This is a genomic window from Chromobacterium sp. CV08 (assembly GCF_051129845.1).
Taxonomy (GTDB): domain Bacteria; phylum Pseudomonadota; class Gammaproteobacteria; order Burkholderiales; family Chromobacteriaceae; genus Chromobacterium.
The window spans coordinates 4,337,232-4,356,811 of record NZ_CP150453.1 but is presented as its reverse complement, the minus strand read 5'-3'; the positions used below and the strand labels follow the sequence as shown (position 1 = coordinate 4,356,811).

18 protein-coding genes are annotated in these 19,580 nt (G+C 66.7%); 10 read left to right on the top strand and 8 right to left on the bottom strand.

Going from position 1 to position 19,580, the window contains the following annotated elements:
• Nucleotides 1-188: 188 nt before the first annotated feature.
• Nucleotides 189-989 carry a Cof-type HAD-IIB family hydrolase gene (locus WNM05_RS19810; RefSeq protein ID WP_434630178.1) on the top strand — a complete coding sequence of 267 codons (801 nt, stop codon included), beginning with the start codon at nt 189-191 and terminating at the stop codon, nt 987-989.
• A 203-nt stretch (nt 990-1,192) separates the two neighbouring features.
• On the top strand, nt 1,193-2,347 hold the full coding sequence (gene cfa, locus WNM05_RS19805) for a cyclopropane fatty acyl phospholipid synthase (protein WP_434630176.1): 1,155 nt from the start codon (nt 1,193-1,195) through the stop codon (nt 2,345-2,347).
• 61 nt (nt 2,348-2,408) lie between these two features.
• Here the strand turns inward: cfa and ptsG are convergent, their stop codons facing one another.
• From ptsG to WNM05_RS19790, 3 genes are all read right to left on the bottom strand, one after another.
• A complete protein-coding gene (gene ptsG / locus WNM05_RS19800) occupies nt 2,409-4,169 on the bottom strand; it encodes a PTS glucose transporter subunit IIBC (protein WP_434630174.1) in 1,761 nt (586 codons plus the stop codon).
• A 103-nt stretch (nt 4,170-4,272) separates the two neighbouring features.
• Nucleotides 4,273-6,786: a phosphoenolpyruvate--protein phosphotransferase gene (gene ptsP, locus WNM05_RS19795; RefSeq protein WP_434630172.1), complete on the bottom strand. Its 2,514-nt coding sequence runs from the start codon at nt 6,784-6,786 to the stop codon at nt 4,273-4,275.
• 458 nt (nt 6,787-7,244) lie between these two features.
• Nucleotides 7,245-7,640, bottom strand: coding sequence for a DoxX family protein (locus WNM05_RS19790; protein ID WP_434630170.1), 396 nt, complete (start codon nt 7,638-7,640; stop codon nt 7,245-7,247).
• A 102-nt stretch (nt 7,641-7,742) separates the two neighbouring features.
• Between WNM05_RS19790 and WNM05_RS19785 the strand changes: the two genes are divergently transcribed.
• Nucleotides 7,743-8,627 (top strand): LysR substrate-binding domain-containing protein, encoded by an 885-nt coding sequence (locus WNM05_RS19785; protein WP_434630168.1) that lies wholly within the window; start codon nt 7,743-7,745, stop codon nt 8,625-8,627.
• A 43-nt stretch (nt 8,628-8,670) separates the two neighbouring features.
• The gene (locus WNM05_RS19780) at nt 8,671-8,988 is read left to right on the top strand and encodes a hypothetical protein (protein ID WP_434630166.1); all 318 of its coding nucleotides are present in this window, start codon (nt 8,671-8,673) and stop codon (nt 8,986-8,988) included.
• Between the two features lie 33 nt (nt 8,989-9,021).
• Here WNM05_RS19780 and WNM05_RS19775 read toward each other — a convergent pair whose 3' ends face one another.
• The 5 genes from WNM05_RS19775 to aroQ all read right to left on the bottom strand — a co-directional run bounded on the left by WNM05_RS19775 (nt 9,022) and on the right by aroQ (nt 13,419).
• The gene (locus tag WNM05_RS19775; RefSeq protein ID WP_434630164.1) at nt 9,022-10,068 is read right to left on the bottom strand and encodes a DUF3426 domain-containing protein; all 1,047 of its coding nucleotides are present in this window, start codon (nt 10,066-10,068) and stop codon (nt 9,022-9,024) included.
• The gene (gene prmA, locus WNM05_RS19770; protein ID WP_434630163.1) at nt 10,065-10,961 is read right to left on the bottom strand and encodes a 50S ribosomal protein L11 methyltransferase; all 897 of its coding nucleotides are present in this window, start codon (nt 10,959-10,961) and stop codon (nt 10,065-10,067) included. The genes WNM05_RS19775 and prmA overlap by 4 nt, the downstream gene beginning before the upstream one ends.
• The gene (accC, locus tag WNM05_RS19765) at nt 10,961-12,316 is read right to left on the bottom strand and encodes an acetyl-CoA carboxylase biotin carboxylase subunit (RefSeq protein ID WP_434630161.1); all 1,356 of its coding nucleotides are present in this window, start codon (nt 12,314-12,316) and stop codon (nt 10,961-10,963) included. The genes prmA and accC overlap by 1 nt, the downstream gene beginning before the upstream one ends.
• A 130-nt stretch (nt 12,317-12,446) precedes the next feature.
• Entirely contained in the window at nt 12,447-12,908 is a 462-nt protein-coding gene (gene accB / locus WNM05_RS19760) for an acetyl-CoA carboxylase biotin carboxyl carrier protein (protein ID WP_434630159.1), read from the bottom strand.
• 40 nt (nt 12,909-12,948) lie between these two features.
• The gene (gene aroQ, locus WNM05_RS19755) at nt 12,949-13,419 is read right to left on the bottom strand and encodes a type II 3-dehydroquinate dehydratase (RefSeq protein ID WP_434630157.1); all 471 of its coding nucleotides are present in this window, start codon (nt 13,417-13,419) and stop codon (nt 12,949-12,951) included.
• 272 nt (nt 13,420-13,691) lie between these two features.
• On the opposite strand from aroQ, the gene queA reads away from it, so the two are divergent.
• From queA to WNM05_RS19725, 6 genes are all read left to right on the top strand, one after another.
• Nucleotides 13,692-14,714: a tRNA preQ1(34) S-adenosylmethionine ribosyltransferase-isomerase QueA gene (queA, locus tag WNM05_RS19750; protein ID WP_434635171.1), complete on the top strand. Its 1,023-nt coding sequence runs from the start codon at nt 13,692-13,694 to the stop codon at nt 14,712-14,714.
• A gap of 36 nt (nt 14,715-14,750) precedes the next feature.
• Nucleotides 14,751-15,122, top strand: coding sequence for a gamma-butyrobetaine hydroxylase-like domain-containing protein (locus WNM05_RS19745; protein WP_434630156.1), 372 nt, complete (start codon nt 14,751-14,753; stop codon nt 15,120-15,122).
• Between the two features lie 2 nt (nt 15,123-15,124).
• Nucleotides 15,125-15,859 carry a bifunctional demethylmenaquinone methyltransferase/2-methoxy-6-polyprenyl-1,4-benzoquinol methylase UbiE gene (gene ubiE / locus WNM05_RS19740; protein ID WP_434630154.1) on the top strand — a complete coding sequence of 245 codons (735 nt, stop codon included), beginning with the start codon at nt 15,125-15,127 and terminating at the stop codon, nt 15,857-15,859.
• 19 nt (nt 15,860-15,878) lie between these two features.
• Nucleotides 15,879-16,463, top strand: a complete 585-nt coding sequence (locus WNM05_RS19735; protein WP_434630152.1) for a ubiquinone biosynthesis accessory factor UbiJ — start codon at nt 15,879-15,881, stop codon at nt 16,461-16,463.
• Nucleotides 16,464-16,470: 7 nt separating this feature from the next.
• Entirely contained in the window at nt 16,471-17,997 is a 1,527-nt protein-coding gene (ubiB, locus tag WNM05_RS19730) for a ubiquinone biosynthesis regulatory protein kinase UbiB (protein ID WP_434630150.1), read from the top strand.
• A gap of 186 nt (nt 17,998-18,183) precedes the next feature.
• On the top strand, nt 18,184-19,500 hold the full coding sequence (locus tag WNM05_RS19725; RefSeq protein ID WP_434630149.1) for an NAD(P)/FAD-dependent oxidoreductase: 1,317 nt from the start codon (nt 18,184-18,186) through the stop codon (nt 19,498-19,500).
• Nucleotides 19,501-19,580 lie beyond the last annotated feature (80 nt).

Here is a 19,580-nt window from a genome sequence, read left to right as displayed (position 1 = left end):
TCACGCCGCTTGGCGGCGTCCGGTTTCATTGATGAGGGAATTCTTATATTCTGAGGGGCGGGCCGCTTCCAGAATTCGCTCATCCGGCGTCGGCCAGGGCGCGCTGGCCGTTCGGACGTGTGGCAACAGTCCGCACTGTTAGCGCTATCAGCGTATAATCAGGCACTTCCGACGCACCCGGAGCCTTCATGTCTTACCGTTTCATCGCTTCAGATCTCGACGGCACGCTGCTGGATCAGCATCACGCCGTCAACGCGCTGACCGCCGCCACGCTGCAGACGCTGCAGTCGCGCGGCATCCAGTTCGCCCTCGCCACCGGCCGACACCATATGGACGTGCGCGGCATACGCGAGGCGCTGGGCGTGCGCGCCCACCTGATCACCTCCAACGGCGCGCGGGTCCATGACCCGGACGACGCGCTGATCCATCGTCAGGACATCGACGCGGAGCTGGTGCGCGCCATCGCCCAGCCGGAGTTCGCCGCCGGCACCATCGTCAATTTCTATCTCGACGACGAATGGCTGATAGACCAGCCCAGCCAGGAACTGCTGGACATGCACAAGGATTCCGGCACGGTGTACCGGGTGTGCGACCTGGCCGGCCATGACGGCGAGGGCGTGGGCAAGGTCCTGTACATCGCGCCGCACGAGCACCTGCTGCAGCTGGAGAGCAGGCTGAGGGAAGGTTTCGGCGACAGGCTCTACATCACCTTCTCGCTGGAGCATTGCCTGGAGGTGATGGCGGCCGGGGTGTCCAAGGGCCATGCGCTGGAACTGGTGCTGCGGCGGCTGGGCATTCCGGCCGACGCCTGCCTGGCATTCGGCGACGGGCAGAACGATGTCGAGCTGCTGCTGGCGGCCGGGCATCCGCGGGTGATGGCGAACGCCCATCCCCGGCTCAGCGACATGTTGCCGCAGGCCCGCCGCATAGGCAGCCATGCGGAGTCGGGCGTCGCGCTGCATCTGCGCGAATTGTTCCAACTCGGTTAGCGCCGGTTCACGCTTCTTTTCCGGCATCGTCCGCTTCGTCGAATGTGCGCCCTGCCGCCTCGAGAAGGCCGCGGACGGGCGCCTGGGCCCGCCGCCGCTGGCAAAGCGGGGAGAGGGCGGGCTAAGCTGGATGAAACATCTGTCCTTGTTTCTGATTGTCGATCGGGTTCGTCGTGCTGAATGGCCATGCCAGGGGGGCTGTCATGAATTCATCGTGTCTGGAAAAAGGAGGCGGAGATATCCGCCAGCCGGGGAGGGCCGTCGTCGAGGCGATGCTCGCCGCCGCCGACATCGCCGTCAACGGCAGCCGACCGTTCGACATCCAGGTCCGTCATCCGCGGTTTTTCCGGCGGGTGCTGAGCGAGGGCTCGCTGGGGCTCGGAGAAAGCTATATGGACGGCTGGTGGGAGTGCGAGCGCCTCGATGTCTTCTTCCAGCGCGCGCTGCGCGCCGGCCTGGAGCGGCGCCTGCCGCATCGACTGCGCGACATCCTGTACGCGATGGCGGCCCGCCTGTTCAATCCGCAGTCTCTGCGGCGCGCCCGCCATGTCGGCGAGCGGCACTACGATCTCGGCAACGATCTGTTCGCCGCGATGCTCGATCCCCATATGCAGTATTCCTGCGCCTACTGGAACCGCGCCGCGACGCTGGAACAGGCGCAGGAGGACAAGCTCAGGCTGATCTGCGACAAGCTGCAGCTGGCGCCCGGCATGCATCTGCTGGACATAGGCTGCGGCTGGGGCGGTCTGGCCGCCTACGCCGCCAGCCATTATGGCGTCACCGTCACCGGCGTCACGATTTCCGAACAGCAGCGGCAATTGGCCGAGGCGCGGTGCGCCGGGCTGGCGGTGACGATAAGGCTGCAGGACTATCGCCAACTGCGGCTGAAGGCCGACCGCATCGCTTCGGTGGGCATGTTCGAACATGTGGGGCCGCGCAATTACCGGGCCTTCTTCGATGTCGCCGCGCGCAACCTGAAGCCGGACGGCCTGTTGCTGCTGCACACTTGCGGCAGCCGGGTCGGCGACATGCGGGTGGACCCGTGGATAGAGAAATACATCTTTCCCAATGGCTGCCTGCCGTCGATCGGGCAGATAGACGAGGCCAGTTCCGCCGGCTGGGTGATGGAGGACTGGCACAATTTCGGCGCCGACTACGACTTGACGCTGATGGCCTGGCTGCAGCGTTTCCAGCAAGCCTGGCCGCAACTGAGCGGGCGCTATCCGCAGCGCTTCTACCGGATGTTCAGCTATTACCTGAACGCCTGCGCCGGCGCCTTCCGCGCGCGGGACCTGCAATTGTGGCAGGTGCTGTTCAGCCCGCAAGGCGTCGAGGGCGGCCTGCGCGTCGCGCGCTGAGGCGGCCGAAAGCGAAAACGCCGGCGCATCGCGCCGGCGTTTTTCCGGGAGTCGGCCAGCGTCAGCCCTGCAGCGCGGCGGCGAGCGCGGCGGCCTGATCGCCGACGATCAGGTGCAGCGTGCCCGGCGCCACCTGCATCGACGCCGTCACGCCGGCGGCGCTGGCGGCGGCGGCGTCGAAGCGGCCGGCGTCCTTCAATTCCACCCGCAGCCGGGTGTGGGCGATCGCCTCCACCTTGGCCAGGTTGGCGCGGCCGCCCAGCGCCTTCTCCAGCGCGGCGACGTCGGCGCTGGCCGCGGCCGGCGCGGCGGCCTGCGGCGCCGGTGCGGACTGGGCCGGCGCCGGGGACGCGCCGACTTCGGCATCGGCGCCTGCGCTGCGCAGATAGATCTCCATATCGGTCTTCAGATTCTCCGACAGCGGGCCGAAGATGGCCTGGATGCCGCTGCCGACGACGACGACGCCGGAGGCGCCCATGGCCTTCAGCTTGGCCTGGTTGACCTTGGCGGTGTCCTGCACGGCGATGCGCAGGCGGGTGATGCAGGCGTCCAGGCTGCGGATGTTGGAGCGGCCGCCGAAGGCCAGCACCAGCTCGCGGGCGCGCTGGTCCTCGCTGACGGCGCCTGCCGTTTCCGCGCTTTCATCCTCGCGGCCCGGCGTCTTCAGATTGAACCTGGCGATGACGAAACGGAACACCGAGTAGTAGATCACGGCGTAGATCGGGCCGAGGATGAACACATAGACGGCGTGCTTGGCCTTGTCGCCTATCAGGTTGAACATCAGGAAGTCGATGCCGCCCTGGGAGAAGGTGAAGCCCATGTGCATGTCCAGCGTATTGGCGACGAATTGCGCCGAGGCGGCCAGCACGGCGTGGATCAGATAGAGCACCGGGGCGACGAAGAGGAAGGAGAACTCGATCGGTTCGGTGATGCCGGTCAGGAAGGAGGTCAGCGCGGCCGAGATCATGATGCCGCCGACCTTGACGCGGTTCTCCGGCTTGGCGGAGTGCCAGATGGCGATGGCCGCGGCCGGCAGGCCGAACATCTTGAACAGGAAGGCGCCGGACAGGATGCCGGCAGTCGGATCGCCGGCGAAGAAGCGGTTGATGTCGCCGTGGATGATCTTGCCGGACGCGTCCGGGAAGGCGCCGATTTCAAAGAAGAACGGCACGTTCCAGATGTGGTGCAGGCCGAACGGGATCAGCATCCGCTCGACGAAGCCGTAGACGGTGGCGGCGGTACGCGGGTCGCTGACGGCGGCCCACTGCGAGAAGGCCTTGATGCCGTTGCCTATCGGCGGCCATACGAAGGACAGCACCACGCCCAGGCCGATGGCGCTGACGGCGGTGATGATGGGCACGAAGCGCTTGCCGGCGAAGAAGCCCAGGTATTCGGGCAGCCTGATCCGGTAGAAGCGGTTGAACATATAGGCCGCGAGGCCGCCGGCGAGAATGCCGCCGAACACGCCGGTCTGGATGGACGGCAGGCCCATGATGGTGTCGGGCTTGACGCCCATCAGGCCGGCCATCACGCCCAGCGTGACGGTTGTCACCAGGTGGCCGATCACGGCGGCGATGGCGGCGACGCCGTCGTTTTCGGTGAAGCCCAGCGCGACGCCGACGGCGAAGATCAGCGGCAGATTGCCGAAGATCACGTCGCCGGAGTTCTTCATCAGCGACAGGATGGCCAGCGCGATGGTGTTATGGGTGTGGAAGTCGGTGGCGCCGATGCCGAGCAGCAGGCCCGCCACCGGCAGCACCGCCACCGGAAGCATCAGCGCCTTGCCTATCTTCTGCAGAAAAGCGAACGATTGACTAAACATGATTATTATCCTGCTTTGACATGCTTATTGAATGTGCGGCGATGACGCCGTCCCCTCTATGCAAGCGCCGGCGCGGGCTGCGTCCGCGTCGGCGCCCATTCCTTCAGCGAGCGCTCTGATTCAGGCTGTGGCGTACCTCGGCGGCCGTCGACAGCGCCAGCACCTCGTCGGCCAGCTGCCGGCATTCGTCCAGGCTCCAGCGCGCCAGCGTGGCCTTGACCGAGGCGACGGCCGGCGTGCTGACCGACAGCTCGGTCACGCCGATGCCGACCAGCAGCGGCGCCGCGCGCTCGTCCGAGGCCAGGCCGCCGCAGACGCCGACCCATTTGCCGTGGGCGCGGGCGCCGTCGCAGGTCTGCGCGATCATCGCCAGCACGGCCGGGTGCAGCGCGTCGGCCTGCTTGGCCAGCTGCGGATGGCCGCGGTCCATCGCCAGAACGTACTGGGTCAGGTCGTTGGTGCCTATCGAGAAGAAGTCGACCTCCGGCGCGAAGCGCGCGGCCAGGACGGCGGCCGACGGCACTTCCACCATGATGCCGACCTTGACGTCGGCTTGGCCGGCGGCGACCTGCTCCTCGGCCAGCACGGCCTTGGCGGCGCGCAACTCGTCCAGCGAGGCCACCATGGGGAACATGATGTGCAGCTGCGTCAGCGGCGCGGCCCTGAGGATGGCGCGCAACTGGGTGCGCAACAGGTCGGGACGCTCCAGGCTGACGCGGATGCCGCGCAGGCCGAGGAAGGGGTTGTCTTCCTTGGGCAGCGGCAGGTAGGACAGCGGCTTGTCGCCGCCGACATCCAGCGTGCGAACCACCAGCGGCCTGTCCTTGCCCAGCGCCTCGGCCACCGCGCAGTATTCGGCAGCCTGCTCGGCTTCGCTCGGCGCGGTGTCGCGGTTGTCGAACAGGAACTCCGAGCGCAGCAGGCCCACGCCTTCGGCGCCCTTGGCCACCGCTTCGCGCGCGTCCGCGGCGTTGCGGATATTGGCCACGACGTCGATGCGCACGCCGTCGCGGGTCGCGGCCGGCAGCATCGAGCGTTCGGCCTCGGCGGCGCGGCGCTCGGCCAGGCGGGCGATCTCGCGTTCGGCGGCGGCGATCTCGTCGGCCGTCGGCGCTATCGTCAGCGTGCCCTCGCCGCCGTCCAGGATCACCTCGCGGCCTTCCGGCAGCTTCAGCGCGGCCTGGGAGATGCCGCAGATCGCCGGGATGCCCAGCGAACGCGCCAGGATGGCGACATGGCTGGTGGCGCCGCCGGTGCGGGTACAGAATCCCCTGACCTTGGCCGGATCCAGCGCGGCGGTGTCGGACGGCGCCAGGTCTTCGGCGATCAGGATGGAGCCGGCCGGCAGGTCCAGCGCGGCTTGTTTGACGCCGGCCAGCAGCGCCAGCACGCGGCGGCCTACGTCGCGTATGTCGTTGGCGCGTTCGCGCAGCAGCGGATTGTCCTGCGCCTCCAGCCGGGCGGAGTAGGCGCTGAAGGCGGCGCGCCAGGACCAGGCGGCGGACTTGCCGTCGGCCAGGCCGGAATAGGTCTGCGCCAGCAGTTCCGGGTCCTGCAGCAGTTCCTGGTGCATGGCCAGGATGGCCTGCTTGGCCGGATCGCTCAGCTGGGCCTTGACCTGGTCGAGCTGGGCCGCCGCCTCCTCGGTGGCGCGGGCGAAGGCCTGCTGCTCGATATTGGCGGCCTGGCCCCGCTCGGGCACGTCGAATTCCTGAAGGCGGTGGTGGACGATGCGGCCGATGGCGATGCCGGGCGAGGAGCCGACGCCGGCCAGCCGGGTGTCGCTGTCCTGTTGCATCGCGCCCGTCGGCGCGGCGGCCGGGGCGGTCGGCGCTTCGTCGGCCTTCTCGCCGCAGCGCTCGTCGAGCAGCCGGCCCAGTTCCGCGACGGCGGCTTCGGCGTCGGGGCCCTGGGCGCGGATGCGCACCCGGTCGCCCAGCTTGGTCGCCAGTCCCATCACGGACACTACCGATTTTGCGTTGGCCTCCTTGTCGCCCAGCAGCAGCCGGACGTCGGAGGAGAAGGTCTTGGCCTTGGCGGCGAACACCGCGGCCGGCCGCGCGTGCAGGCCGGCCGGGTTGCCGATGGCGATTTCAGCCGACAGCAGCGGCTCGCCGCCGGCCTGCGGCGACGCGTCCTTGCCGTTGGCGAGCTCCAGCGTCAGCACCACGTCGCGGCCGGCGGCCACCAGGCCCTGCGCCGCCTGCATCCGCGCCACGGTCTCGCCGTTGGTCACCACGATCTGGGTCAGCAGGCTGGCGGCCTGGCGGCCAACCTGGTCGATGTCGAAGTCGATGACGGGCTGGCCGGCGGATACCTGTTGCCCCTGCTGAACCAGCGGGTAGAAGCCCTGTCCCTTCAGCATCACGGTGTCGATGCCGATGTGCACCATCACCTCGACGCCTTCGGCTGTGGTGATGGTCAGCGCGTGATGGGCGGAGTGCAGATTGCTGATCACGCCGCCGACCGGCGCCAGCAGGCTGCCGGAGGTCGGGTCGACGGAGACGCCGTCGCCCACCATCTTGCCGGCGAAAACCGGATCCGGAACGCTGTCCAGCGGGACCAGCCATCCGGAGAGAGGGGCGAGGATGTCTAATCTTGGTGCGTTGGTGCCCATGTGAAACTCCTCAATACGTGGATAATTCCAGTCGTTTTATTACGAGCGTCAAGCAAGCCGTTTGTTTTTATCGCGCCATTCGGACCGGATGGAGGAAGTGCTGCGGCTTGGCTTGTCCTGCATGGTTTTCGGCAATTATATACAGACGGGGTGCCTGTAGGCGCCTGCGGCGGCCTGCCGCGTATATTGCCTATTTTGTAGTTAAACTACATTTGAATTACGCAGCAGCTTGATGGGAATCAAGAAAATGTGCAAGTCAGAATTGTCTTGGTTGCGTGCTGCAATGCAGCATCGGCGCGGCTTTGCGGCGGATCGGCTTATCTGGCAGGGACTTGGCGCGGAGGCGCGGCGGGGAGGGGTTGTTGCATTTTTGTAATGCAACTCTAAAAACGGCGGCATGCGAAACCGGCCCGCGTGGGCGGGCCGGCAAGGGACGGCAGACCGGCGCTCGGCCTTGCTCAGGCCGCGGCGCCTCGGCGGGGCGGCTGACCCAGGAAGAACAGCGCCAGCGAGGCGGCGATCAGGAAGGCCGGATACTCCCAGCCGCCGCCGGCATTGGTGAACATCCAGCCGTTGGCGGCGTGGACCAGCGCGATTGCGCCGAGCAGTTGCGGGACCAGCAGCAGGGCGACCCAACGCGCCTGGATGCCGGCCAGCAGCAGCAGCCCGCCGCCGATCTCGGCCGCGATGGCGATGTAGCCGAAGAAGCCGGGCAGGCCCAGGCTGGCGAAGTAGCCGGCGGTGCCGGCCGGGGTGAAGACGAACAGCTTCAGCGCGCCGTGCGACAGATACATCAGGCCCAGCGACAGCCGCAGCAGCAGGGCGGCCAGATAGGGGTTTTGCAGACGGTTCATGGTGGGGGTTCCGTATCGTGTTGGATGGCGCTATTTGACCATTGACTATATATTCAATAAATACGGTTATTTGAAAATCATTATTTAACTTAAAGAAACAATATGGATCGCTTCTCCGAAATACGCGCTTTCGTCGCCGTGGCCGAGCTCGGCAGCTTCGTCGCCGCGGCCGAGCGCCTGGAGCTGTCGCGGGCGATGGTGACCAAATTGGTGGCGGCGCTGGAAAACCGGCTGGGCGCGCGGCTGATGCACCGGACCACCCGCAAGCTGTCGCTGACCGAGGCCGGGGAGACCTATCTGTCCCAGGCCGGCGGCCTGCTGGCGGAGCTGGACGAGCTGGACGCCCGGCTGTCGCACGGCGCCAGCGAGCCGGCCGGGCGGCTCAGGGTGTCGGCGCCGGTATCGTTCGGCATGCGCTATCTGGGCCGCATCATCGGCGGCTTCCACCAGCGCCATCCGCGCATCGAGGTGGAGCTGAACCTGAACGACCGTCGCGTCGACCTGGTGGAGGAGGGCTTCGATCTGGCGCTCAGGGTGTCCAATCTGGCCGATTCGACGCTGGTGGCGCGACGGCTGGCGCAGATCCGCGATCTGGTGGTCGCCTCGCCGGACTATCTGGCGCGCCACGGTACGCCGCGCCATCCGTCCGAGCTGGCCGAGCATCAATGTCTGCTGTACGCGCTGACGGCCCAGCCCAATGTCTGGGATTACCGCGCGCCGGACGGCGTCCAGGGCAAGGTCAAGGTGAAGGGGCCGTTGAGGGCCAATAACGGCGACGTGCTGACCGACGCGGCGATCAACGGCATGGGCGTGGTGCTGCAGCCGCGCTTCCTGGTCGAGCAGGGGCTGGCCGACGGCAGCCTGGCGGCCATCCTGCGGGACTACGACTGGCACTGCCTGGATTTGTCGGTGGTCTACCCGGTGCGCCGGCATGTGCCGGGCAAGGTCAGGGTCTTCGTCGAATACCTGGAGGAGTTTTTCGGATGACGACGGTATGGAAAGATGCGCGCTTTTGCCGAGCGGGGATGATGTGCTGAAGCGATCGATATTGGCGGCGCTGCCGTTGTTGGCGGCGGGGGCGGCCCAGGCGGGCATTTGCGAGCGGACGGCGGCGCCGGAGTATCCGGCCGCCGTGTTCCGCGAGCGTCCGGTCAAGGTGACGGTGGAGGCCTATTTCGAGACCGGCGCCGACGCCCGCTACCACGGCCTGTTCCGACTGAAATTCAATACCGGGATGCCGGAGCAGGACAGGGCGGCCTTCGCCGCCTCGATAGAGACGGCGCTGCGGCAATATCAATGCGCGCCCAACTTGCAGCTGACGCAGACCTTCGGATTCTCGTACGACTGATGGCCGCCGTTCCGCCTGGATGGCGGGGCCGGTTCAGGGATAGAACCAGTACAGGCTGTAGCCCATCGCGTGCACCTTGCCGGCGTCCAGCCGCATGGTGATCCTGGACTCGCTGTTCGGATTGAAGCGGCCCAGCTTGAAGTCGTCCGGCTTCAGGTATTCCTTGGGCGTGAACACCTTGCGGATCAGCACCTGGTCGTCGCTGTCCTTCAGCGTCACTTCCAGCATCGGATAGGCCTGCGCGTATTGCGCGTGGTTCTTCAGCGTCGCCGACAACTGGATCAGGTTGGGATAATCGGGGACGAAGGCCAGTTCAGACCACTCGGTGCGGATGCGCGAGATATCGGTCGGCCACGGCACCTCGCAGCCCAGCGACTGGCACAGGCGCTCCAGCGCCGGCCGGGATTCCGGCACTTCGGCGGCGATGCGGGTGCGGTTGATGTAGACGAGCTGTGCGGCCAGGAACAGCAGCCCCAGCACGCCCAGGGCCGCCAGTACGCCGTTCAGCCACGGCGCGCTGCGGCGGTGGCGGCGCGCCTCATCCTCCTGTTCGGCGTCGGCGTCGGTGAACAGCGGGGGCTCCGGCTCGGGCAACGGCCGGACGGCCGGACGAGGCGGCTCGGCCGCCGGCTCCGGCGTCGTTTCGGCGCGGCGGCGGCTGCCGAAGACTTCGGGTTCGGGCGCTGCCGCGGGCTCGTCGAACGGGTTGCCGATAGGCGCGGTGGCATGGCGATTCTGCATTGCCTCGGCCAGCGCGCGCTGGAACGCCTCCAGTTCCTGCTGCGGCGGCGCCTCCGGTTCGGCCGGCGCTTCCGCTTCGGCGACGGCTTCCTCGGCCTGCTGCGCCTGCGGATCGAAATCCGGCACTTCCAGCTCGAAGTCGTCGATGGGGTCGCGCTCGGCCGGGGCCGGCGCGGCGCTCATCGCCGCCGGGGCGGCTTGCGCGGCGACGAAATGATCAGGTGCCCGGAATACATGCGAACAGCGCCCGCAGCGTACCAGTCCGTTGGCGGCCGCCAGTTGGGAGTCGTTGACCTTGAAGCGGGTCTGGCAGTTTGGGCACTGAGTCGTATACGTCATACCTGGGCGCGTCGGGTTCCTGTCAAGCGGGTCCATCCTTCGTCGAACACCGGCGCGTCCATTTCGAACCATTGGCCGTAGATGGCCGACAGCTCGTCGGCCTGTTCGGCGAGGATGCCGGAAAGCACGATTCTACCACCGGTTTTGACATGGCTAGCCAACAGCTCGCCCAGCATGCGCAGCGGATTGGCCAGGATATTGGCCAGGACCACGTCGTATTGGGCCGTCGGCGTGGCGTCGGGCAGCAGGAACTCGGCCTCGACGCCGTTCTGCTCGGCATTGTCGCGGCTGGCGCGCACCGCCTGCGGATCGATGTCGATGCCGACGGCGGAGGCGGCGCCCAGCTTCAGCGCGGCGATGGCCAGGATGCCGGAGCCGCAGCCGTAGTCGAGCACGCTTTCGCCGCCGGCCAGCTGCTTGTCCAGCCACTGCAGGCACAGGCGGGTGGTCGGATGGCTGCCGGTGCCGAAGGCCAGGCCCGGATCCAGTTGCAGGTTGACGGCGTTCGGCGCCGGGGCCTCGTGCCAGGTCGGCGTGATCCACAGCCGGTCGGAGATGCGGATGGGCTCGAACTGCGATTGGGTCAGCCGCACCCAGTCCTGCTCCTCGACGCGCTCCAGCTTGTAGCTGGGCACCGCCAGACGGCAGGCGTTGGCGGCGGCGGCGATCAGCAGCGCCGGTTCGGCGTTCTCGTCGAACAGCGTGATGATGCGGCTCTGGCTCCACATCTGCTCCACCGGCTCGCCCGGTTCGCCGAAGATCGGCTGTTCGCGGTCGGTGCCGGCCCAGGCGTCCTCGATCGCGGTCGACAAGGCGCCTGCGTCCATCAGCGCGTCGGCCAGGCGTTCGGCGACCGCGGAATCGGAGTCAATGGTGGCTTGCAACCAGGCCATCAGGCTTCCCCTTTTTTCTGCTGCAGCCGGTGCTCCAGATAATGGATGCTGGTGCCGCCGCGCTGGAAGGCCGCATCCAGGAACAGCTCCTGGTGCAGCGGGATATTGGTCTTGATGCCGGAAATCGCCATTTCCGACAGCGCCACGCGCATCCGCGCCATCGCCTGCTCGCGGGTGTCGCCGTAGGCGATCAGCTTGCCCACCATCGAGTCGTAGTGCGACGGCACGGTGTAGCCCTGGTAGATGTGCGAGTCGATGCGGATGCCGGGGCCGCCGGCCGGGTGGTAGCTCTCGATCTTGCCCGGGGACGGCACGAAGGTGAACGGGTCCTCGGCATTGATGCGGCATTCCATCGCATGGCCGGAAAGCACGATGTCTTTTTGCTTATAGCGCAGTTTCTCGCCGGCGGCGATGCGGATCTGCTCCTGCACGATGTCGACGCCGGTGATCATTTCGGTCACCGGATGCTCGACCTGCACGCGGGTGTTCATCTCGATGAAGTAGAACTCGCCGTTTTCGTACAGGAACTCGAAAGTGCCGGCGCCGCGGTAGCCGATGCGGCGGCAGGCTTCGGCGCAGGCTTCGCCTATCTTCTGGCGCTGCTTGTCGGTGATGCCGGGCGCCGGCGCCTCCTCGATGATCTTCTGGTGGCGGCGCTGCATCGAGCAGTCGCGCTCGCCCAGGTAGATGGCGTTGCCGTACTCGTCGGCCAGGATCTGGATCTCGATGTGGCGAGGCAGCTCCAGGAATTTTTCCATGTAGACGGTCGGGTTGCCGAAGGCCGCGCCGGCCTCGGTGCGGGTCATCTGCACCGAGCTGATCAACGCGCCTTCGGAATGGACCACGCGCATGCCGCGACCGCCGCCGCCGCCGGACGCCTTGATGATGACCGGGTAGCCGATCTTCTTGGCGATCTTGACGATTTCGGCCGGATCTTCCGGCAGCGCGCCGTCGGAGCCGGGCACGCAGGGCACGCCGGCCTCTATCATCGCGTGCTTGGCCGACACCTTGTCGCCCATCATCCGTATGGTGTCGGGGCGCGGGCCGATGAAGACGAAGCCGGATTGCTCGACGCGTTCGGCGAAGTCGGCGTTTTCCGACAGGAAGCCGTAGCCGGGGTGGATGGCCTGGGCGTCGGTGACCTCGGCGGCGGCGATCAGCGCCGGCACGTTCAGGTAGCTCTTGGTCGACGGCGCCGGGCCGATGCAGACCGACTCGTCGGCCAGCTTCACGTATTTGGCTTCGCGGTCGGCCTCGGAGTGCACGACCACGGTCTTGATGCCCATTTCACGGCAGGCGCGCTGGATGCGCAGCGCAATTTCACCACGATTGGCGATCAGAATCTTTTCGAACATGGAATCTCTCCGCGGACAGGCCCCGGCGGGGCGTTTCGCCCGTTCCGGCCGGGGGCCGTTGCTGTCACGTCAAACGACAAGGGCACAGACCTTGGCCGTGCCCTGAATCTCGCGATGTCGTCCGAGCGCCTTATTCGATGACGAACAGCGGTTCGCCGTATTCCACCGGCTGGCCGTCTTCCACCAGGATGGCCTTGACCACGCCGGAACGATCGGCTTCGATCTCGTTCATCAGCTTCATCGCCTCGATGATGCACAGCGTGTCGCCGGCGTTGACGCTCTGGCCCACTTCGATGAAGGACTTGGCGCCCGGGCTCGGCGAACGGTAGAAGGTGCCGACCATCGGCGACTTCATCGCGTTCTTGTCGTTGGCGGCTGCCGGAGCGGCTTCGGCGGCGGCGGCGGGTGCCGCGACCGGCGCGGCGGCCGTCGGGGCGGCGTACATCTGCGCCATCGGCTGGACGTAAGCCTGTTGCTGGTTGGCCGACACGCGGGTGATGCGGACTTTCTCTTCACCCTCGGTCACTTCCAGTTCGGCGATGCCGGACTCTTCGACCAGGTCGATCAGTTTCTTCAGTTTACGCAGGTCCATTGTCAATCCTTCGAATGGGATGTTCTGTCAGTAACGGCGGTCAGGCTTGCGCGGACAGGTGCCGCAAGGCGTGCGCAAGAGCCAGCTCGTAACCATGGGAGCCCAGTCCGCATATCACGCCGAGCGCCAGATCGGAAAAATACGAATGCTGGCGGAACGGCTCGCGGGCGTGGACGTTGGATAGATGTACTTCAATGAACGGCAGCTTCACCGCCGCCAGCGCGTCGCGCAGCGCGACGCTGGTGTGGGTGAAAGCGGCCGGATTGATCAGGATGAAGGCGGTGCCGTCATCCAGACATTGGTGTATGCGTTCTATCAGTACATGTTCGGCGTTGCTTTGCAGCGCCGACAGGGCGAAACCGGCGGCCTTGGCCTGCGCGGTCAGCCGCTGGTTGATGGCGTCAAGGGTGTCCCGGCCGTAGTGTTGAGGTTCCCGCACCCCCAGCAAGTTGAGGTTAGGGCCGTGCAGCACAAGGATGGATCGGCTCAAGGCCTGACTCCTGTTTTTCATCTTGGCCGCGAGTTTGCCGCACTTCGCCGCAAGATGTCTAGTGTTTACGGAATTTGAAACGGCCGTTTGAGCTTGTTTCCACGCGGCTCCGCCAAGGTTTTAGAGTGAAAACGCTAGGTTTTGCAGTGCTTTGGGATTGTGGCGGATTTGCGATATGCCAATAGAATATCAGCATGGCGACCGATCGGGCAAATGACGGTCTTGTTGCGCGGCACTGTGCCGGGCGGAAGCGCGCAGGTATAATTTGCCGATTCTGAATGACAGTTCCCGCCATGCAGCTTTCCGATTTCGATTACCACCTGCCCGAGGCCTTGATCGCCCAGCACCCGCCGGCCGTGCGCGGCGCCAGCCGCCTGTTGCGCGTAGACGGCATGACGCTGTCCGATCTGGCCTTCGCCGATTTTCCCGCCTGCCTGCAAGCCGGCGATCTTCTGGTGTTCAACGACACCCGCGTCATCCGCGCCCGGCTGTTCGGCGAAAAAGCCAGCGGCGGCAAGGTGGAGGCCCTGATCGAGCGCGTGCTGGACGACCATACCGCGCTGGCCCACGTCCGCGCGTCCAAGGCGCCCAAGCCGGGCAGCCGGCTGATCTTCGCCGGCCGCTGGGAGGCGGAGATGGTGGAACGGCACGATTCGCTGTTCAAGCTGCGCTTCCTGGCCGACGACAATGTGTTCGACATTCTGGAGGCGTCCGGCAAGCTGCCGCTGCCGCCTTATATCGAACGCAGCGCGGGCAACGACGACGACGAGCGCTATCAGACCGTCTACGCCCGCGAGCAGGGCGCGGTGGCGGCGCCGACCGCCGGCCTGCACTTCACCGACGAGATGCTGGCCGGTCTGAAGGCCCAGGGCGTGCAAACCGCCTTCGTCACGCTGCACGTCGGCGCCGGCACCTTCCAGCCGGTCAAGGTGGACAACGTCGCCGAGCACAAGATGCACAGCGAGATCTACGAGATCCCGCAGGCCACGGTGGACGCCGTCGCCGCCGCCCGCGCCCGCGGCGGCCGCGTGCTGGCCGTCGGCACCACCAGCGTGCGCGCGCTGGAGTCCGCCGCCCGCAGCGGCGAGCTGGCGGCCGGTCGCGGCGAGACCGACATCTTCATCACGCCAGGATACCGTTTCCGCGTGGTGGACCGCCTGCTGACCAATTTCCATCTGCCGAAGTCCACGCTGCTGATGCTGGTGTCGGCCTTCGCAGGCTATGACGAGATCCGTGCCGCCTATCGCCACGCGGTGGAGAAGGAATACCGTTTTTTCAGCTACGGCGACGCCATGCTGCTGGAAAAGAAGGCCTGACCGTCCGCGGTCCAACGACAAACAAGGATGCCGCCCATGTCCGGAGCCGCCCCGCAAACCGCCCAGCCGGTGGAAATCCAGCTGCACCAGCTGTCCAAGGTGCTGGAGATCGCCTTCGACGACGGCGCCCGCTTCGAGCTGTCGTGCGAATACCTGCGCGTCCATTCGCCGTCGGCCGAGGTGCGCGGCCACGGCATAGGCCAGGAAACGCTGCAGACCGGCAAGATGCACGTGGGCATCACGGCGCTGGAGCCGGTGGGCCATTACGCGCTGAAGATCACCTTCGACGACGGCCACGACAGCGGCCTCTACAGCTGGACCTATCTATACGAGCTGGGCGCCAAGCGCGACCAGTATTGGCAGCAATACCTGGACAAGCTCGCCGCCGCCGGCGCGAGCAGGGAGTGAATATGGATAAGACCACGCATTTCGGTTACAAGACCGTGGCGGAAAGCGACAAGGCCGGCAAGGTGGCCGAAGTCTTCCACTCGGTGGCCGGCAAATACGATGTGATGAACGACCTGATGTCCGGCGGCCTGCACCGGGTGTGGAAGCATTTCACGCTGACCACCTCTGGCGTGCGCGCCGGCGACAAGGTGCTGGACATCGCCGGCGGCACCGGCGACCTGTCGCGCGGCTGGGCCAAGCGCGTCGGCAAGACCGGCGAAGTGTGGCTGACCGACATCAACAGCTCGATGCTGACCGTCGGCCGCGACCGCCTGCTGGACGAGGGCCTGATCCTGCCGGTGTCGCTGGCCGACGCCGAGAAGCTGCCGTTTCCGGACAATTATTTCGACGCGGTGTCGGTGGCGTTCGGCCTGCGCAACATGACGCACAAGGACGCGGCGCTGAAGGAGATGTGCCGCGTGCTGAAGCCGGGCGGCAAGCTGTTCGTGCTGGAATTCTCCAAGGTGTGGAAGCCGCTGTCGCCTCTCTACGACTTCTATTCCTTCAAGGCGCTGCCCATCATGGGGAAGCTGGTGGCGAACGACGCCGACAGCTACCAGTACCTGGCCGAATCGATACGGATGCACCCGGATCAGGAGACGCTGAAGCAGATGATGCTGGACGCCGGTTTCGGCAAGGTGGACTACCATAATCTGACCGGCGGCGTTGTTGCGCTGCACAAGGGCGTCAAATTCTGATCTCGCGGGAGAGCGAGCCATGGCCATCCAGATTGCGGCTTTCAACCATTTGCTGAACCAGCATCCGGCGCGGCGCGCCGAACTGGCCGCCCACGCCGGCCGCCGGGTGGCGATCGCCTTGCCGCCGCTGGAGGTGGTCGGCGTGATCACGGCGGAGGGCTGGCTGGCGTCTTGCGACGGCGAGCCGGAGGCCAGGCTGAAACTGCGTCACGGCGCGATGCTGTCGCAGTTGTCCGGCCAGGCGCCGAGGCTGTCCGACATTTCGCTGGACGGCGACGTCGAGCTGGCGTCGGCGGTCGGCCGCATCGTCGGCCAGCTGCGTTGGCACGCCGGCGAGGACTTGTCGCGCGTGTTCGGCGACGCCGCCGCCGAGCGGATGGAGAACCTGGCGCGCGGCCTGTTCGGCTTCAAGGGCCAACTGGCCTTCCGCCTGGCCGACGGCTGGATCGAACATCTGCGCGAAGAGGCGCCGCTGCTGGCCAGCCGCCATCTGGTGCAGCGCTTCGTCGCCGACGTCGATCGCCTGCGCGACGACGCCGGCCGGCTGGACAAGCGGCTGGCGCGGCTGGAAGCCGAACTCAATAAACAGAATTCCCAGACCTGACGGATTTATGCCGATATCGCGTTCGCTGAAGATTGTTGCCACCCTGTACCGCTACGGTCTGGACGATTTCCTCGAGGGGCACTCCAAACTCGCCTTGCTGCACAAGCTGTTCGGCCTGTGTCCGATCCGCCGGGACACCTCGGCGCCGCTGCCGCGCCGGGTGCGGCTGGCGCTGGAGAGCCTGGGGCCGATCTTCGTCAAGTTCGGCCAGGTGCTGTCGACGCGCCGCGATCTGCTGCCGGCGGAATACGCCGAAGAGCTGGCGCTGCTGCAGGACCGGGTGCCGCCGTTCGACGGCGCCGTCGCCCGCCAGGTCGTGGAAAGCAGCCTGGGCCGCCGGGTCGAGGACGTCTACGTCGATTTCGACCCGAAGCCGGTGGCCAGCGCCTCGGTCGCCCAGGTCCACAAGGCCTGGCTCAGGCAGCCGGACGGCGGCCGCGGCCGCGAGGTGGCGGTCAAGGTGCTGCGCCCCGGCATCCTGTCGGTGATCGAGCAGGATCTGGCCTTGATGCGGGCGCTGGCCGGCTGGGTGGAGCGGCTGTTTTCCGACGGCAAGCGGCTGAAGCCGCGCGAGGTGGTGGCCGAGTTCGACAAATACCTGCATGACGAGCTGGACATGATGCACGAGGCGGCCAACGCCTCGCAGCTGCGGCGCAATTTCAAAGGCTCCGAGCTGCTGATCGTGCCCGAGGTGTTCTATGACCAGTCCAGCCGCGAAGTGCTGACGCTGGAGTGGATGCACGGCATCCCGGTGGGGCAGATAGACCGTCTGCGCGAAGCCGGCGTCGATTTGAGGAAGCTCAGCCGCTACGGCGTCGAGATCTTCTTCACCCAGGTGTTCCGCCACGGCTTCTTCCACGCCGACATGCACCCGGGCAATATCTTCGTCGCGCCGGACGGCCGCTACATCGCGCTCGATTTCGGCATCGTCGGCAGCCTGACCGACAACGACAAGCATTATCTGGCCGTCAACTTCCTGGCCTTCTTCAACCGCGACTACCACCGCGTCGCCACCGCCCACATCGAATCGGGCTGGGTGCCCAAGGACACCCGCGCCGAGGAGCTGGAGGCGGCGGTGCGCACCGTGTGCGAGCCGATATTCGAGAAGCCGCTGAGCCAGATCTCGTTCGGCATGGTGCTGCTGAGGCTGTTCGAGACCAGCCGCCGCTTCAATGTCGAGATCCAGCCGCAGCTGGTGCTGCTGCAGAAGACGCTGCTGAACATCGAAGGACTGGGCCGGCAGCTGGATCCGGATCTCGACCTGTGGGACACCGCCAAGCCGTTCCTGACCAAGTGGATGAACGAGCAGGTCGGCTGGCGCGGCTTGCTGCGCACGCTGAAGAACGAGGCGCCGCAATGGGCGACCACGCTGCCTACCTTGCCGCGCAAGCTGCACGAGACGCTGTCGTCGGCCAAGACCGACCTGCTGGTGGAAGGCTATATCCAGCTGATGCGAGAGCAGAAGCGGCAGAACTGCCTGCTGCTGCTGATCGCCATCCTGCTGGCGGCGTTGCTGGCGAAGTCGCTATGGTAGGGCGCCGGCGCGGACCGGGGACGGAAAACGGGCAATGGCCGCTGGCTGTTGCCCGTTTTTTATTGCATGGCGGCAGACCGGCGGCATCTATCCTCCATGGCATGGTGCTAATTGTCGCCGGGCGCCGCAGGCCGGACAGAAAATGCGGTAATCTTGGCAAAAAATACCACTCATCAGGAGCTGCTTATGTTGAGCCGAAACGCGGCCTTGCCGCGCATCGTCATCGTCGGGGGAGGGGCCGGGGGGCTGGAGCTGGCGACGCGCTTGGGGCGCACGCTGGGCGCGCGCCACCGCGCGCAGATCATTCTGGTCGACGGTTCGCCCACCCATATCTGGAAGCCGCTGCTGCATGAAGTGGCCACCGGCGCGCTGAACACCGGCGAGGACGAGGTCAACTACTTCGCCCACGGCTACCGCAACGGCTACGATTTCGAGTTCGGCTACATGACCGGCCTCGACCAGGGCCGGCGCGCGATCCGGCTGGCGGCGATACGCGGCCACGACGGCAGCGAGCTGAGTCCCGAGCGCGACGTGCCCTACGACTGGCTGGTGATCGCCGTCGGCGCCGAGGCCAATGATTTCGGCACGCCTGGCGTGGCGGAGCACGCGATGTTCCTGAACACGCCGGCCGACGCGGAAAAGCTGCGCCACCGCGTGCTGGAGCAGGCCTTTCGCGCCAGCGGCGGCGCGGCGCCGGCGCGCGCGCTGTCCATCGCCATCGTCGGCGGCGGCGCCACCGGCGTCGAGTTGGCGGCCGAGCTGAACCACACGATGTGCGAGTTGCACCACTACGGCGCGCGTCTGCAGCCGGAGCGGGTCAAGATCAGCGTGATCGAGGGGGCCGACCGCATCCTGGCCGCCGCGCCGCCGTCCTTGTCGGCCTATGCGGAGGAGCAGCTGGCCGGCAAGCACATCCGGGTGCTGACCGGCAGCCGTGTGGCGGCGGTCGAGGCCGACGGCGTCGCGCTGCAGGATGGCGGCAAGGTGGAGGCCGACATCACGGTGTGGGCGGCAGGCGTCAAGGCGCCGGGCTGGCTGGCCGGCCTGGACGGGCTGGAGACCAACCGCGTCAACCAGCTGGTGGTCGACACCCGCCTGCATTGCGCCGGCGGCGACTGCATCTACGCGATGGGCGACTGCGCCGCCGCGCCTGACGGCGACAGCGGCCGCATGCTGTCGGCCACCGCCCAGGTGGCGCACCAGCAGGCGCGCTATCTGGCAGACGAGCTGGCGCGCAGGCTGGAGGACAAGCCGGCGCGGCCCTTCGTCTTCAAGCCGCAGGGCATGATGGTGTCGCTGGGCAAGCACACCGCGGTCGGCAGCCTGGCGGCGCTGGTCGGACCGAAGCGCGACTACCACGTCGAGGGCCGTGGCGCGAAGCTGATCTACGCGTCCTTGTATCGGATGCACCAGGCGGCGGTGCACGGCTGGGTGCTGGCGATACTGCTGTTCATCGGCGACAAGCTGAGGCGGGCGGCGCGGCCGGCGTTGAAGCTGCATTGAGGCGGCTCCGGCGGGGCCGGGCCCGTCTGCATCGATGCCGTTCGCCGGTTTGGCGAGCGGCATTTTCTTTGGAGACAAAG